This is a genomic window from Paenibacillus sp. J2TS4 (assembly GCF_018403245.1).
Lineage (GTDB): Bacteria > Bacillota > Bacilli > Paenibacillales > NBRC-103111 > Paenibacillus_L.
Genome location: NZ_BOSH01000001.1, coordinates 601,601 through 617,482 on the forward strand (window position 1 = coordinate 601,601; position 15,882 = coordinate 617,482).

Annotated in this window: 13 protein-coding genes, 1 tRNA gene and 1 other annotated feature; of the genes, 11 read left to right on the forward strand and 3 right to left on the reverse strand. The window is 46.3% G+C overall.

Annotated features, from left to right (window positions below; genetic code table 11):
• The first annotated feature begins 227 nt into the window (after positions 1-227).
• From KJS69_RS02730 to tatA, 4 genes are all read left to right on the forward strand, one after another.
• Positions 228-596: a hypothetical protein gene (locus tag KJS69_RS02730; protein ID WP_213581463.1), complete on the forward strand. Its 369-nt coding sequence runs from the start codon at positions 228-230 to the stop codon at positions 594-596.
• Positions 597-604: 8 nt separating this feature from the next.
• On the forward strand, positions 605-1,174 hold the full coding sequence (locus KJS69_RS02735) for a hypothetical protein (protein WP_213581464.1): 570 nt from the start codon (positions 605-607) through the stop codon (positions 1,172-1,174).
• 306 nt (positions 1,175-1,480) lie between these two features.
• Positions 1,481-1,700: a binding site (T-box leader), on the forward strand.
• A gap of 42 nt (positions 1,701-1,742) precedes the next feature.
• Positions 1,743-3,671: an arginine--tRNA ligase gene (locus KJS69_RS02740; protein ID WP_213581465.1), complete on the forward strand. Its 1,929-nt coding sequence runs from the start codon at positions 1,743-1,745 to the stop codon at positions 3,669-3,671.
• A 231-nt stretch (positions 3,672-3,902) separates the two neighbouring features.
• Positions 3,903-4,127, forward strand: a complete 225-nt coding sequence (tatA, locus tag KJS69_RS02745; RefSeq protein WP_283777433.1) for a twin-arginine translocase TatA/TatE family subunit — start codon at positions 3,903-3,905, stop codon at positions 4,125-4,127.
• 223 nt (positions 4,128-4,350) lie between these two features.
• Here the strand turns inward: tatA and KJS69_RS02750 are convergent.
• Positions 4,351-4,424, reverse strand: a tRNA-Arg gene (locus tag KJS69_RS02750).
• Positions 4,425-5,021: 597 nt separating this feature from the next.
• Complete coding sequence (locus KJS69_RS02755) at positions 5,022-5,543, reverse strand: DUF4188 domain-containing protein (RefSeq protein WP_213581466.1); 522 nt, start codon at positions 5,541-5,543, stop codon at positions 5,022-5,024.
• Between the two features lie 207 nt (positions 5,544-5,750).
• Here KJS69_RS02755 and KJS69_RS02760 point away from each other — a divergent pair, with 207 nt between their 5' ends.
• From KJS69_RS02760 to KJS69_RS02790, 7 genes are all read left to right on the forward strand, one after another.
• On the forward strand, positions 5,751-6,656 hold the full coding sequence (locus KJS69_RS02760; RefSeq protein WP_213581467.1) for a hypothetical protein: 906 nt from the start codon (positions 5,751-5,753) through the stop codon (positions 6,654-6,656).
• A 98-nt stretch (positions 6,657-6,754) separates the two neighbouring features.
• Positions 6,755-8,056, forward strand: a complete 1,302-nt coding sequence (tig, locus tag KJS69_RS02765) for a trigger factor (RefSeq protein ID WP_213581468.1) — start codon at positions 6,755-6,757, stop codon at positions 8,054-8,056.
• Between the two features lie 254 nt (positions 8,057-8,310).
• Positions 8,311-8,895 carry an ATP-dependent Clp endopeptidase proteolytic subunit ClpP gene (gene clpP, locus KJS69_RS02770; RefSeq protein ID WP_213581469.1) on the forward strand — a complete coding sequence of 195 codons (585 nt, stop codon included), beginning with the start codon at positions 8,311-8,313 and terminating at the stop codon, positions 8,893-8,895.
• Positions 8,896-8,914: 19 nt separating this feature from the next.
• On the forward strand, positions 8,915-10,171 hold the full coding sequence (clpX, locus tag KJS69_RS02775; RefSeq protein WP_213581470.1) for an ATP-dependent protease ATP-binding subunit ClpX: 1,257 nt from the start codon (positions 8,915-8,917) through the stop codon (positions 10,169-10,171).
• 89 nt (positions 10,172-10,260) lie between these two features.
• Positions 10,261-11,358: a flavodoxin-dependent (E)-4-hydroxy-3-methylbut-2-enyl-diphosphate synthase gene (ispG, locus tag KJS69_RS02780; RefSeq protein ID WP_213581471.1), complete on the forward strand. Its 1,098-nt coding sequence runs from the start codon at positions 10,261-10,263 to the stop codon at positions 11,356-11,358.
• Positions 11,359-12,066: 708 nt separating this feature from the next.
• Positions 12,067-13,518: a transposase gene (locus tag KJS69_RS02785; RefSeq protein ID WP_213581472.1), complete on the forward strand. Its 1,452-nt coding sequence runs from the start codon at positions 12,067-12,069 to the stop codon at positions 13,516-13,518.
• Positions 13,519-13,843: 325 nt separating this feature from the next.
• Positions 13,844-14,482, forward strand: a complete 639-nt coding sequence (locus tag KJS69_RS02790) for a hypothetical protein (protein WP_213581473.1) — start codon at positions 13,844-13,846, stop codon at positions 14,480-14,482.
• 602 nt (positions 14,483-15,084) lie between these two features.
• Here KJS69_RS02790 and KJS69_RS02795 read toward each other — a convergent pair.
• Positions 15,085-15,789, reverse strand: coding sequence for an N-acetylmuramoyl-L-alanine amidase family protein (locus KJS69_RS02795; RefSeq protein WP_213581474.1), 705 nt, complete (start codon positions 15,787-15,789; stop codon positions 15,085-15,087).
• Between the last annotated feature and the right edge of the window lie 93 nt (positions 15,790-15,882).

A 15,882-nucleotide genomic window follows, 5' to 3' on the forward strand; every position in this document is an offset into this window, starting at 1 on the left:
AAAGATACGGTCCGCCAAAACCGATATTTTTCAGAATAGGGGAGGATCTATATAGAGGAGCATCGAATTAATATTTAGAAAAAAGCCAAAATTTAGAACGGATGCCTCTTTTCTGGCGTCTCTTTTTATGACATATAGAATTTAAAGGTTAGGTTGGTCCGCGATGGAACAAACTGCTTAAACGGTATAATCCGGGGCCATAAATTTAGAAAGGAATGAAATGACGAATGAATAATCCTAACGGGCTATGGTCGAAGGCCGTCGTCAGGCTGCTCCCCGCCGTTCTTCTTACGGCGGCGATGACCGGCTGTGCTGCAGCAGCCAATATAGAGTCGGGGGCGTCACGGAATGGGGCAGCTTCTCCGTCCGGTTATGAAGTAAGCTCTGTGGAACCAGCTCTTGTTAATCTGGCGACGGAATCACTGGACTATAACGAGGAGGAAAAGGCGCTTCTTTTGCACGCCGCGGCTAGAGCTGGCCTGAATACAGTGTACATTCCAGCCAAAGGCTATGCTGACGACAGCCTCATAGAGGTCAGTCGCTGGGAGGGGGGAGTGTCCGTTATGTTTAAGCATTTTACAATCAAGCAACCCTGAAATCGCCTTTGTCCGAGGAAAATATCAAGTCCAGAACAGCCGCAGAGCTTGACATCGGTTCGGCCGAATGGATTCGTCAAGGAATGTCCGATCCGGTCTTATATATTCGATTAGATGATGTGCATCTAGTTGTCGAACCCTTCCAAAAGGTTACTAAAGCTACCATGGAAGCGGTAGCCCAATCTCTCATTCCTTTAACGGAATCCGATCTTCCAGCGAAGGAGGACAAGCTGCAGGTGGACCAGGATTACTTGATGGCGCTGCGGGCAGCCAATCAATTTCTGGAGGCCTGGGTTAACCGGGATGGCAAGCAAGGGGCTCAGACGGTAACCGCCGAGGTGAAGGACCTCTATAGCGAAGAGCAGCTTTCTGCTTATTTTGTAGGAACCTCGAATCCGCACCATCAAGCCTATGAGATCACCGGCAGTGATCAGATAGATGAAAATTCCTATCGCTTCAAGGTGTGGATGTATGAGCATTATACCGGTGTAGAGGTGCTGTTCGACCATCCGGAACCGTCCTATTTAACGGTAGTAAGAACCGAGGATGAGACGTGGCAGGTCAACGAGCTCCCTTGATAGGGAGAGTGGATTGATATAACACGAATCTTGAAAAAGCCAAACAGAGAAGACCCTAATTCAAGTCCGAAGCTCCTCTTTAGGGGCTTCTTCATTATTTACATAGAAGAGTGAAGGAGATTTCATTATGCTTACTGAGGAACTTATCCAAAAGATTGAGGCAGGAAAGGAGAATGGACATCATCTGTTTCAAGCTGTGCGGGATGGCGAGCGAAATAATTGATCATAGGGTATGGCCCTCCTATTATGGGCTTCGGTTCGGCTTGTTTTTTCTTGAAATATGGTTATAATAGTTAAAAATAATATGACATTTCGATGATTGGGAGAGTATTTATCGATGTTCAAGGTCCAAGCGAGCCGGGAGGGTGGGAGCCGGTACTGAACCGATAGTGAAGCGGACCCAGGAGAAGGACTTCTGAAAAATAGGAGTAGGAAGCCCCGGCCGAGGCCGTTACAAGATGAAGGGGTTAAACGATATGTTTAGCAACGAGAGTGGTACCGCGAGCGATCAGTCCTCGTCTCTTTTGGAGACGCGGGCTTTTTTTATTTTTCATAAGGAGGTTATGACGTGCTGAGTCAATGGATAATTACCCGTCTGGAGAAAGCTGTATCCAGGATGCTGGAGGAGATGGAGCTAAGTCAGTCGCTGGCGGCTCCTATAAAAGTGAGAGTGGAACAGCCGGCAAGCCTGGAGCATGGAGATTATTCCACTAACCTTGCTATGCAATTGGCTAGAGTGCTGCGATTGCGCCCGATGCAAATTGCCGAGCAGATTCGGAATAAGCTGGAGCAGCGGGATCAAGCGGACGATTTAATTGCCAACATCGAAGTAATCCCGCCCGGTTTTATCAATTTGTTTATCCATTGGCCGCGATGGGCTCAGAGGACATTTACCCTGCCTGAAGCGTCCGGGGACAAAATAGTGGTGGAACACACTTCGATTAACCCGAATAAATCGGCCCATATCGGCCACCTGAGGAATTCTTGCATTGGAGATACGTTAGTGAGACTGTTGCGAAGAAATGGCTGCCGGGTCGAAGTTCATAATTACATCGATGACTTGGGCAATCAATTGGCGGATACGGTCGTCGGAATATTAAACACTTCGTACACTATGGAATACGACCGTTTTGGCGATTACTGCTGGGATTTGTATTCCAGCATTAATAAAGAATACGAGGTCAATCCCAAATTATTAGAGCAACGGGCCGGAGTGCTGCACGCCCTGGAAGAAGGGAATACGAATGTATCCTGGATCGGTTTGCTCGTGGCCGAACGAATTGTGCGCGAGCATATAGAAGAAATGAAATCGTTTGGAATCGAGTATGATCTGCTGGTTTGGGAAAGCAGTCTCGTTAGAGAAGGATTCTGGTCTTCGGCCTTCCGTCTCTTGCAGCAGACCTCCGTATTTTATCAAGAAACCAAGGGAAAATTAGCGGGGTGCTGGGTTCTGAGGTCATCGCCAAGCGAAGCTGTGAACAATCGAGAGAATACGGGGGAAGAACTCGAAGAGCCCGGTGAAGTCAGAGATCGGGAACACAGTTTGGATAAGGTGCTGATCCGTTCCAACGGAATTTTGACCTATACGGCCAAGGATATCGCCTATCACCTGTGGAAATACGGATTGCTCGATAAGGACTTTTCGTATAAACGGTTTGAGGGCAGCCTATGGACTACTGATTCTAACGGTGACTATAAGGAATATGGTAAAGCGGACAGGGTCATTAACGTCATTGACCGCAGGCAAGAATACCCGCAAGCCGTCGTTAAGCAGGCACTTCAAGAGCTGGGGTACGCTCAGCAAGCGGAGAAGCTAAACCATGTCAGCTATGGAGTTGTTTCTTTAAGTCCGGCGGCGGCTGCGGAGCTAGGTGTGGATATATCCGCTGGAAAGACATCCTACGCCATGTCGGGACGGCAAGGAATTGGTATTAAAATATCGACTCTGCTTGATATGATGGAGACCGTAATAGAGAACAAACGATCCGATAAAAGCGGTCTGTCCAGCCGGATCATTGCAGCTGCGGCCATTCGTTATTATTTGCTGCGGTTCGGTCTGCAGACAGAGGTGGTTTTCGACTTGCAGCAAGCGACTGAAATATCGGGGAATACCGGTGTCTATTTATTATATTCGTACGCTCGTGCTGGAAGTCTGTTGAACAAGGCAGGGAAGGAAGCGGCCAAAGCAGAGGCAGATATCGCATTACAGGTGCCCATGTCCTGCGGGGAGATGGAAAAAGCAGAATATGTCTTAATAAGACATCTAAGTATTTGGTTAGATGTTCTTCACACTGCGGGTAAAGAATTGACTCCCCATTCAATCTGCACCTACGCACACGAGTTGGCTACAGCATTCAATAACTTCTATGCGGCATGCCCTATTCTTAAAGCCGACAGCGAACGCCGCCCATTCCGAATCTGGCTTACGGCCAAATTCAAAGAAACGCTGGGGGACGCTCTTCAGGTTCTCGGTTTACCCACACCGGAGCGGATGTGATTAGTTGGCTGCTGTACCATTAAATTCTCTTTAACATGGTAAAATAGTTTGGTTGCAATATGTAACCCAATGCAAATCCCCGCTTGGCGCCAGATTGTAGTAAGCGAATGATTATGCTTCATTTAAAATTTACAATACGAACAAAAATCTTGTATGATTATATTGAAGGGGAGAGAGGGAACAAGTAGATTATATTTGTCTCATTAGTAAGGCCAGAGGAATGTATTCAGAATGAAAGGCGATGATTTTATGGTGCGCAACATTTTAACCCCGAGTCATTTATTTTTAATATTGCTGGTTGCATTATTGTTATTCGGTCCGAAAAAACTGCCTGATCTAGGACGCGCATTGGGCAGAACATTAAAGGAATTTAAAGATGGCATGAACAACCATACGACTAGCGGTGACGAACCGTCAGTTCACGAAAAAGTGGAACGTGACAAAAAAGAGCAGTGAGGTACCCCTCCTGCTCTTTGTTCTCATAACGGAACTGCTGACTCAACGATGCCAGCCTATCATTGAGCTGTACCAGCCATCCGGATTGATCTTAAATCCTATCGTTTTCTAACGTATTCTTATAGGAGTTAAACGAAAGAGAAAATCCCCCAAAACCCTTATGTAACAAGGATTTGGGGGGATTTTATTATTGTTTTAAACTTAACGTAAACTGGCTAAGGTACGTCCCAGGAGGGATTCGAACCCCCGACACACGGCTTAGAAGGCCGTTGCTCTATCCAACTGAGCTACTGGGACTAATATCTGCGATAGAAAAAAGAATCAGATCTTCATTCTTGACAGGACAGCTGAATAATTAAGCAAACTGTTGTCATATTGAGCAGAATTTTTAGCGTGAAACATGAATAATAATATCACATGGAATAAACAAAATCAACCGTTTTTTTGTGGTATTTTTAAGTTCTATATTTTTAGGGCTGAGCGCTTGGTTTTTGAAAGGTTATTTGCATGACGGAAAGTTTTTCCTGCCGGGTAATAAAAGTGATGTAAGGATTTGCCTCTCTTTCAGTAAACGTCGGGTGAAATGATCGACAACGAGCGAAAGTGCAGGTCTTTGGGAGGAATTTAATTGAAATTAACCTATGACCAGCAAAAATGCAGTTCAATTTTGGGATATAACCGCTTTTTGAATTTTGCCGGTAAAGGACATGCACTTTCGTCTGTCATTTTCACTATATGACGGATTTCCGCAAATTTACGTGTACTTTTGCATTTCTTTGATTCATCTGCCTTCTGCCTTGTAACTTTTGGACTGCCTGCCTTGAACTTGAGTAAAGTAGAAGTGCCTAAGTTGAGCTGCATTTTGTACCATTTATTCCTGCAGGTCAAATTGATTTAACTAATGGTTTGATCCGCAGCTTCTGGATTGGAAGGAGTAGCCACCGCTGGATCGTTATGCCCGCCCATACGTCGACGGGAGGTTTCCCATCTGCCTACTGCCGGAATATGCTTAGTTGCTTTGGCTAGTCCGAATTTAGGCATATTATTGTATAGACATTCGTATTGTCCTGGTTGAACAATGTAAGTTTCATGATAAATTCCGACGGTACCGTCCGTTCCGACTGCCCGATTAAAATTTCTCCATGCTTTAAGATGGATGCCTCCACGCGCATATTGCTCTAATTGATCGTAGGAGCGCCAATATTGAAGCAAGGAAACTCCACGCCATTGAAGGAAATATTCCGTACCGAGAAAACCGAGTTCGGGATTTTGATATAGCTCCGAAATCATCCCTCCCATCGCTTTGAATACGGGAACCCATTTGTGAACTGCCCACACCCGGTTTACACGCATTCCTATCATAAAGACGACGAAGGAATCCTCTGCTTCGGCTGTAAATCGTCCGGGGATGCTCATGATACACCGCTCCTTCTGTAAATGATTGTATAACGCTCACCGGCAAAAATTACAAAGTGTTGCCGCATCGAAGGGGAAGATCTAAAATTTATTTATTAATTAATAAATAACAGAGGATAGAAAATTTGTCAACCTTATTTCATTTAATATTTTGCATTTTTGTTCCGAAAACGATAGTATCTAGCTAAAGCTTTTTATAACGGAAAGATGGTGAAGGCGATAACCGAAAAACTTAGGCATAATGTCGTTTTATTTCCTAAAACGATCGATTACTATCAAATTGAATTGACGCGGATGCTCGAAACCGAGAGGTACCGCGAAGCGATAGAGCTGCTCCGTTTTCTGGTGGAATGCGACAGCGGTGATCCGAGGACGAATGAGGAGTGGCAGGCGCTGCTCGATTGGCTTCGAACCATGCAGCCGGATCTCTATATAGAAGAAGAGGAAGAGGTGTCCGAAGAGGAATTACGCCGACGGCAATTGACGGACAAAGAGAAGAAGGATGCAAATTATGTCCGCGAGCTGCTGCAAATTTTGGAGGATGGCACGAATCTCGCGAAGCAGGCTCTCGCCCTGGAGCAATTGAGCTGCCTCGAAGATCCTTCTATTAATGAAGCTTTGAAAAAATGGCTCATTTCCGTCCCGCTTCCTCCGACGCTTCAATTTAAAGTGCTGCAAGTGCTGCGGCGCCGGGGCGAGGACAGCACCGTTACGTTGGACAAGTTGGGAGAGCCGGTAAAGTTTGATATTCAGGCTACCCCGTCTTCTTTTGATGATTTTCCACAAGAAGCCTATTCGATAGTGGACAGATTTTTGTCGTTCAGTGAGACCAAGCACCCTGTACTGGCATATTTTGCAGAAGAAACCTGGCAAGAATTTCTGTCATACCTCTATGGAACCTCAGTCTATGAAGAGCTTCTGTCATTAACGGAGGATCAGACGGATGCCTGGGCCTGCGCTTTTCACCTCGTCCTGGAGGAGACGATGCTGGGTACGGTCGACGAGGAGAATGCCTACGAGTTATACGGCATTACGGAGGAATTGAAGTTCTCTTTATCGCGGGCATCTATGTTGTTTAAAAGATTTGTCAGAGACGTTTTTCCGCAGGCGTAGCTGTTCTTGAAATGAAAAGGTTTTATGATATAATGGAATGGTTATTAAAGCTGAAACGTGAAAAAAGTTAGGTACATTTTTGGAGGGGAAAGCATAAAATGAAAGCAAGCTGGGAAAAAATAGAGAAGAACCAAGGGGTTCTTACCGTTGAAGTCGATGCGGAGCAGTTCAATGACGCATTGGATAAAGCATTTAAGAAAGTAGCAGCGAAAGTGAATGTCCCTGGGTTTCGTAAGGGCAAGGTTCCCCGTTCGATTTTTGAAAAAAGATTCGGCGCGGAATCCCTTTATCAGGACGCACTGGACATTGTACTTCCCGAAGCCTACATACAGGCCGTGAAGGAAACCGGAATCGAGCCGATCGATCGTCCCGAAGTGGATATCGAAGAGATTGGCAAAGGACAGGCATTGAAATTCAAGGCCAAGGTAGATGTGAAGCCAGAAGTAAAGCTTGGCGACTACAAAGGTCTGGAAGCAACCGAGCGCAGCTCTGAAGTGACCGACGAAGAACTGGATGCCGAATTGAAGCAGCTTCAACAGCGTCATGCGGAGCTGGTTGTTGTTGAAGAGGGCCAGGCTGAGCAGGGTGACACGGTCATCATCGATTTTGAGGGCTTCGTTGACGGTGAAGCTTTTGAAGGCGGCAAGGCTGAGAAATATTCGCTGGAGCTGGGCTCGAACAGCTTTATTCCTGGATTCGAGGATCAGGTTGTCGGCATGGCCAAGGAGGAAGAGAAGGACATTGAGGTCTCTTTCCCGGAAGAGTATCATGCGGAGCATTTGAAAGGGAAAGCAGCGGTGTTTAAAGTTAAGCTCCATGAAATTAAACGCAAAAACCTGCCTGAACTGGACGATGAGTTCGCCAAAGACGTGAGCGAGTTCGAAACCTTGGCAGAATACAAGGAAGATCTGAGCAAGCGCCTGGCTGAAAGAAAAGAGCAGGCTAACAAAGCGGAAACTCAGCAAGAGCTCGTTACTAAAGCAGCTGAAGCGGCTGAAGTGGAAATTCCGGCTGTTATGATCGACACGGAAGTAGAAACGATGCTTAAAGATTTTGAAGACCGCTTGAGAATGCAAGGGATGAATCTGGAAATGTACTTCCAATTCTCCGGCCAAAGCGAGGAAGCACTGAAGGAGCAAATGCGCGGCGATGCCGAGAAACGCGTTCTCAACAACTTGGTGCTTGAGGCGATTGCCAAAGAGGAAAATATCGAGGCCAGCGAAGAAGACATCAATGAAGAGCTTGAGAACATGGCCAAGACTTACCAAAGAACAGTGGATGAAATCCGCGGCATTCTGGAAGCCAACGGCAGTCTGGAGAACATGGGTAAAGACATCAGCATTCGCAAAACGATCGATTTTTTAGTGGAAAACAGCAAACCCGTTTCTAACGCAAGCTAACATAGTCAACACAGAGGCGCGTCCAGTTACGTGCCTTTCTTTTACTATTGCGAGGCCGCCGGAGGAATGACTGTACTCTGTGTCGGCCTTTAAAAGAAGGCAAGAGCCGGGTCGATTCCGGACTCTGCCCTAACGCAATGCATAGGAAAGTGTAAAAATGACACAATACGTTAAACATGATAAAATGAAGCTGATCTGAAGGTGATTCAGACGGTTCCATTCGCTTTAATGAAGGAGTAGGAGGGATATCTAACATGGCTTTGATACCAATGGTCGTCGAGCAGGAAAGCCGCGGAGAACGTTCTTATGACATTTATTCGCGCCTGCTAAAGGACCGAATTGTATTTATTGGCACCGCCATTGATGACGATGTAGCCAATCTAGTTATCGCACAGTTGCTATTCCTGGCTGCTCAAGACTCCGAGAAAGACATCCATTTGTACATTAATTCCCCCGGGGGCTCGATCACGGCCGGTATGGGGATCTTTGATACGATGCAGCATATCAAGCCGGATGTATCGACTATATGTGTCGGAATGGCAGCCAGCATGGGCTCCCTTCTGTTAACAGCTGGTGCACCGGGCAAAAGGTTTGCCTTGCCTAACAGCGAGGTGATGATTCACCAGCCGCTTGGCGGAGTTAGAGGGCAAGCGTCCGATATTAAAATCCATGCCGACTGGATTATCCGTACCCGACAAAGGCTGAATCAGATTTATGTGGATCGCACAGGCCAGCCGTTGGAAGTAATAGAACGGGATACCGACAGGGATTTTTTCATGAGTGCCGAGCAGGCTAAAGAATACGGGATCATCGATCAAGTGATCACCGGAAAGATTTAAAAGGAATAGGGGTGAACCAATGTTCAAGTTTAATGAAGAGAAAGGCCAATTGAAGTGTTCCTTTTGCGGCAAATCTCAGGACCAGGTCCGGAAGTTGGTAGCCGGTCCCGGGGTCTATATTTGCGATGAATGTATAGAGCTGTGCACAGAGATTGTGGAAGAGGAGCTCGGTCACGAGGAAGAGGTTGATCTGAAGGACATTCCGAAGCCGAAGGATATCCGCAACATTCTCGATCAATATGTGATTGGTCAGGACCAGGCGAAGAAATCGCTGTCTGTGGCCGTATATAACCATTACAAACGCATCAACTCCCAGAGCAAGGTAGACGATGTGGAGCTGCAAAAGAGCAACATTTTGCTGCTCGGTCCAACGGGAAGCGGAAAAACGCTATTGGCACAGACGCTGGCTAAAATATTGAACGTTCCGTTTGCCATTGCTGACGCTACTTCGCTAACCGAAGCCGGATATGTCGGGGAAGATGTCGAGAATATTTTGTTGAAGCTTATTCAAGCGGCGGATTACGATGTAGAGAAGGCCGAAAGAGGGATCATCTACATCGATGAGATTGATAAAGTAGCACGTAAATCGGAGAATCCATCCATTACCCGTGATGTTTCGGGGGAAGGCGTACAACAGGCGCTTCTGAAAATATTGGAAGGTACGGTCGCTTCCGTTCCTCCTCAAGGCGGAAGAAAGCATCCGCATCAGGAGTTTATCCAGATTGATACGACGAACATCCTGTTCATTTGTGGCGGTGCCTTTGACGGCCTGGAATCGCTCATTAAACGCAGAATCGGCAAGAAAGTGATCGGATTCGGCACAGACGGGATGAAGGCTGATTTGAAGGCCGGAGAATATTTGTCGATGGTTCTGCCTGAGGACCTGTTGAAATTTGGTCTGATTCCAGAGTTCATCGGCCGTCTGCCAGTCATTTCCACACTGGAGCCTCTGGACGAAACGGCGCTTATCCGCATTTTGTCTGAGCCCAAGAATGCTCTTATCAAGCAGTATCAGAAGATGCTCGAATTGGATAACGTATCCCTTGAGTTTGAACCCGAGGCGCTTGAAGCGATAGCTAAAGAAGCGATGAAGCGCAGTACGGGCGCTCGCGGCTTGCGTGCCATTCTGGAGCGGATTATGCTGGATACGATGTACGATATTCCTTCGAGAACGGATGTGCACGATTGCACCGTTACCAAGGCCGTAGTAGAGGAGAAAATCGCTCCCATGCTAACGACCAAGGAAGAAGATAAGAAGAAAGAAGAAAGTGCATAACGGATTTCAATTTTCCGGCCGATCATCCTCTTCACCGGTTCCACAGGAACCGGGCAGGAGGATGTTTGCCGTCATGGGAGAGGGGAAATATGTACCATAGAACGGAGACTGTTCCTGTCCGTGTAGGGGATTTGACGATCGGCGGGAATAATGATGTCATCATTCAAAGCATGTGCACTACCAAGACCGCTGACGTTAAGGCTACGGTAGCCGAAATCCATCGCTTGGAAGAAGCGGGATGTCAGTTGGTACGGGTAACGGTGAACAATCCGGAGGCCGCTGATGCCATTAAGGAAATAAAGAAACAGATCAGCATTCCGCTCGTGTCCGATATTCATTTTGACTACCGGCTTGCGCTTAAAGCGATCGAGAACGGCATTGACAAGGTTAGAATCAACCCGGGCAACATTGGGAAGCGGGAGAGAGTCGAGGCCGTCGTGAAGGCCTGTAAGGAGCGCGGGATCCCGATTCGTATAGGCGTGAACGCAGGTTCTTTAGAGCGTCATCTTCTGGAAAAGTTCGGGTATCCGACGGCGGAAGCGATGGTGGAGAGCGCTCTTTTTCATATCGGCATTCTGGAAGAGCTGGATTTCCACGATATTATCGTCTCGCTTAAAGCTTCCGACGTACCGATGGCCATCGAGGCTTATTCGAAGGCGGCAGAGGTTATTCGCTATCCGCTCCATCTGGGGATTACCGAATCGGGCACACTGCATTCGGGGACGATCAAGAGTTCGGCAGGGCTTGGGGCTCTGCTTGCGATGGGAATCGGCTCGACCATTCGAATTTCATTAAGCGCCGACCCCGTGGAAGAAATCAAGGTGGCGCGGGAGCTGCTTAAAGCTTTCGGACTCATTTCCAATGCGGCTACCTTAATATCCTGTCCGACTTGCGGCCGGCTCGATATCGATCTCTTCGCGATCGCCAATGAAGTGGAAGAGTATATTTCTAACGTCAAGGTGCCGATTAAAGTATCGGTGCTCGGCTGTGCCGTTAATGGTCCAGGAGAAGCTCGTGAGGCGGATATAGGCATAGCCGGCGCCCGGGGCGAAGGGTTGCTCTTCCGTTACGGAGAGATGGTGCGTAAAGTTCCCGAGGCGGAGCTTGTTAACGAGTTGAAGAAGGAAATTGACCACATCGTGGACGTATACGAGAAAACGGGAGTCATTCCCGGACGCAAGCACTAAGTCAAGTATTTAGGCATGCTTAGACAAGTGAACATAAGCATTGAACAACGTAAAGGAAACGTTGCTGGATTTAATACATCCCGGTCTGTGTAGAGCAGCCGGGTTTTTTGCGTTTTTCGGCTAGCTAAAGATTTAGAATGTTAAACGCGCTAAACGGGAGCGGCGGCATCCGTTCACTCTTTTCTTAATTCATCGATTTTCACTCTCTATAATAATAAATAGTAGATTATTTTCTAGGCTCAATCTCATAATCAGTGCTTGACGAAATAAATGCCTCATGGTACTTCATGTTCTGTTCTCCCAGGTGATAGCCTGGGCTGAATTTTATGTTGCGGTGTCACTGGCTTCACAAGAAAGATACGATGCGAAAGGTGCTTGCTTTTAATTATAATGGAGTTAGGTAGGAAAACAAAATAAGGTGCATTGTGCTCCCCAATTCTATCGTTCTAGCCATTTTTGAGATTAAAGTGTAAAAATGCGCTCTATTTTCCACGATTTAAAAAAAACGACGATTTCACCAAATTAGAGGGTACTTTCTGCACTTTAATACCCATTTCGGGAAAAAGGTTGGATTTAAAGTCAATTTCATAATTAGAAAGCCTTGATACGATTGAGTTTTTGAGCCCAAAAAAAGGAAGACCTCCCCATGTTCTCGAAATTATAGGTATCCCGACCACAACCCGAGAACAGAAAAAGGAGGCTTCCTCTATGTATTCTAATCGACAAGAAGAGCTGTTTCCCTTTGAAGATCTTTTTAAAATGTCATCTTGCGCAAAGGCGGATCTTGTATTGGAGCAATTACCTATCGAAAAGATATTACATGCCATTACTCCCCCTCGCCGGCGCGGACGTCCCGAGTCTTTGAATGTACGGGCAATGATCTACTCCTTAGTCCTTGGCAAGATGGAGCATATGATTTATACCAAGGATATCGTTCGTCGCCTGAAGGACAGTCTCGAATTTGCTATCCGTTGCCGTTTTAATGGAGCTGAAACGATTCCGAGCGAGTCGTCTTACTCCCGGTTAGTGTCCAAACTGGCCGAGTGCGAGATTTTTCGCACGCTTCAAGAAGATTTAGCGGACCAGGCGAGAGCCGAGGAATTTCTCCTTGGAGAAAGTTTGGCCCTGGATTCTTCGGCGGTAGAGGCATTCGATCGCAATCCGAGCTTAAACCGGGAGGAAGCCTTAACAGAAGAGAATCTCCCTGCTGAATCGGATGAACCGACTTTTCTGGAGGAGACCGAGGCCATCCCGGAAAAGAAAAGCAAGCGCCAAAAACCGAAACGCTCCAAACGCGGTCGCGTCCCCAAAGCCGAAGAAGCGGCATGGCAAGCCGAGCTTGCGGCCTACTACAACTCGCTCTCCCTTTTCGAACGGGAGGTGGCTGACATGCTTCCGGCCCGTTACGACGAACTGGTAGCCGACATGCCGCAGTACGCCAGCACTGGTGCCAAGGGAGACCCGCGTGGAAGTGGTCACGTGAAGTATTGGTATGGCTATAAATTGAATGTCGTGGTCGATTGCCAGAGCCAATATATTCTCACTGGAGCGACTTGCTCGGCCCATGTCAGCGACCAAAGACTGGCCATGGTGCTGCTCAAGCGGATCAAGGAACGTTTTCCGGGTCTGCCTGTTCGCCATGTGCTTGCTGACAAAGGATACGACAGCGAGCCGGTCTACCGTGCGATTCGTGACCTTGGAGCGTTTCCCTTGATTCCGCTGATTCATCGTTCAAAGAAACTCCGGGAGGGAAAGGATGAGCATTTGCGGCCGATTTGCAAACAAGGGCATTCTTATGTCTACGATAGCTATGATCCCCAGCGGGATACCGTAAAGTTCACGCGACCGAAGGAATGCGCATCGTGCTCCTTTCAAGCCGAAGGCTGCCAAAAAGTGTTTAAGTTTCGAGTCGAAGAGAATATTCGCGCGTATACCGCTCCTGGACGAGGAAGCAAGGCCTTTAAAGAACTATTTAAATTACGAACTGCAGTTGAACGCGTCTTTGCCTATTTGAAACTCTACTTGGGATTAGCTTCTAGCCGTAAACTCAAAAAGCGTGCTTTTGTCGATATGGATTTAAGCTGTATGACCTATAATTTATGCAAGCTTGCATTAGACCGGTTGAACCGGTCTCTTCAAGCAACCGTGGCATCCCCCTAATTTTTCCAAAAAAATGACTTCATTTTCAGGGGATCCCTTATCCTTTATATACATGCTCGTATTATGAAATTGACTTTTTAAGAGGCATTTTTGCACTTCAATCCTTCCTATTAGGCAACTGCTGGATGCCGCTCGATTTCGTTCAGCAATAGATGCCGTTTTCCAGTTATTCTATAAAATCCGTCGGCTGGAGCACCTGAATAAAGTCCATTTAGTTAGGAGGGAATTGGGCGTTATTGCACCGATTTCAAGATTGAGCCATTGCTTTAGTTGATTTTTCAAATACTTTGCAACTGGCAATAAATAATAAAGGTTGTGTGTTACATTGAAAGCTTGGAAATTTACAATGCTGATGCTGATTGCGATTTTAATCGCTTGCGGCAAACAGCCAAATACTGCAACTCCTTCTTACAAAGATCCTCTCGGCCCGAGTTCCACGCTAACTGATGAAGAAAGAAGGAGCGAATCGGTGGAAGAATTGTTAAAACTATATATTTCCTTGCAATATTCCTCAGATGTTAAAGATATCAGGATTACCGATGTTCGCCGGGAATCTGGTAACCAGCTTTTTTATTCCTGTATGTTTCGCTATAATGGTCAAGAGTATATGGGAATGTTTTATGTTCAGGAACTTGAAAATAATCTTTTTCAAGGGGAAGTATTTGATGGATTTCCTGTTATAGAGGAGGAGCCTCTCCAGTTACTTATTGGTGGGGGTGGGCTGCATGAGGACAGAGTAAATAGAGACTATAGCTTTACAATGGGGTATAGCCACGATGTGGAGATTAGTACGGTTTATGTTGAACATCGTAATGGGCAAGTTATGGTCTACCCGATAACCGATGAAAAATTATTTTTGGATGTGTTCATAGGTGATCTTTATACGCCTGTTTCCGTTATTGCTGTTAACGATAATGGAGATGTTATCTTCGAGAAAACGTATAACAGGGACCATGTAAAATAGCGCGTTTGAGAAATATACTGATAGCTAACGTAAAGTTGGAGGGTGTCGATTCATTGTGTATATGATTACGGACATCCGTGACCCTTACCCTCCCTAAAAGGGGCTTTTCGTTAACGTAATGGACACAAAGGACCATAGGCTGAAACACAGGATGCGAATGAGGAGTTTTTCTCAAATAACAGTCATCTATGTCCGTTAGAATAAAGAAACCGTCTCATTTGTCGGATAATGGTCGTTAATGACCGTTACTGTTTCCACAATAAATCGACAGCCTGAGTTGCTACGGTATAGTTGTGTATACACCTTCTTATACGGATCGTATCGCTCAGCCATTTAAGTCAATTGCCAAGGCAGGGTTTTCTGACTTCATCTTTTATAATGAAACAAGCAGATGATTTCTTTGCTTTGAGAGTATTGACATGGCAGTCCAAGAGTGGATTGACATGTGGAACTATCCAATAAGTAAGCAAGAAGCTTGCACAACCTCCTAGTTAATGCTCATTTATTATGTAAGAACACCTCTTCTGTAGCAGGGATGGCTTTGATGCCTTCACTTTACCAAAAGAAGCGGTGTTTTCTATTTTTCTTAAAGCGTTTATGAATCACTTCACCTCTAAAGGTATCTTATTCAAATATTTATCAATTCCGTCGGCTATCGTGTCTGCAAGCTCCTGCTGAAGCACGGGGTCGGTCAACCTCTTGCGGTCTGAAGGATTGGAGATAAAGCCCATTTCCACAATGACGGTAGGGCATTTCGTTTGATTGAGCAGAAAATAAGTTTTGCCATGAAAGACGGAATGACTAGTCCGATACAGCTTGTTTAGTGACTGCTGAATGTGAACAGCTAAATTTTTGCTCTCTGCATTTTTTTGATGGAGAACGATGCCGCCGGATTGCGATGAACGCCTTGACCAGTTGACGTGAAGACTGACCATAATTTTAGGCTTAAGCCGATTGGCAATTTCTTTACGTTGGATTAAATCCCTTCTATGACGGGACCGCATCTTCGGGAACCGGTTGTCGTCACTCAAGGCGTAATCGCCAATCCGGTTGATGGCGACATTGTATTTTTTATCGCGAAGCGCGGAATACAACTGATAACCCATCTGCAGATTAATGTCCTTCTCCAGCAGCGAACCATGAGAAGTACCCCCATCAATCCCTCCATGCCCCACATCAATTAAAATTTCAGCTTCAGGCATTAGCAAAGAATACACCGGAAAAGGAGCAACTTGGGTCTCCTCGGCACAGCCAAGCAATGCAAAGCTCTGCAATAGGCTTAACAGAGGAAGCAAATAAACCAGCATAGCTTATCCTCCCTTATCTACAATCGATTAGCGTTAGTTTTGTGCTAGGTAGGGGAAATCATACGCGCGCTAAAAACTTTGCCTGGTTGGAGG

Excerpts from the sequence above, each read along its gene's own strand:
- KJS69_RS02795 (WP_213581474.1), bottom strand. The coding sequence starts at position 15,789 with ATGCTGGTTTATTTGCTTCCTCTGTTAAGCCTATTGCAGAGCTTTGCA.
- KJS69_RS02760 (WP_213581467.1), top strand. The coding sequence starts at position 5,751 with ATGGTGAAGGCGATAACCGAAAAACTTAGGCATAATGTCGTTTTATTT.
- KJS69_RS02785 (WP_213581472.1), top strand. The coding sequence starts at position 12,067 with ATGTATTCTAATCGACAAGAAGAGCTGTTTCCCTTTGAAGATCTTTTT.
- tig (WP_213581468.1), top strand. The coding sequence starts at position 6,755 with ATGAAAGCAAGCTGGGAAAAAATAGAGAAGAACCAAGGGGTTCTTACC.
- clpX (WP_213581470.1), top strand. The coding sequence starts at position 8,915 with ATGTTCAAGTTTAATGAAGAGAAAGGCCAATTGAAGTGTTCCTTTTGC.
- KJS69_RS02730 (WP_213581463.1), top strand. The coding sequence starts at position 228 with ATGAATAATCCTAACGGGCTATGGTCGAAGGCCGTCGTCAGGCTGCTC.
- KJS69_RS02755 (WP_213581466.1), bottom strand. The coding sequence starts at position 5,543 with ATGAGCATCCCCGGACGATTTACAGCCGAAGCAGAGGATTCCTTCGTC.
- clpP (WP_213581469.1), top strand. The coding sequence starts at position 8,311 with ATGGCTTTGATACCAATGGTCGTCGAGCAGGAAAGCCGCGGAGAACGT.
- tatA (WP_283777433.1), top strand. The coding sequence starts at position 3,903 with ATGAAAGGCGATGATTTTATGGTGCGCAACATTTTAACCCCGAGTCAT.
- ispG (WP_213581471.1), top strand. The coding sequence starts at position 10,261 with ATGTACCATAGAACGGAGACTGTTCCTGTCCGTGTAGGGGATTTGACG.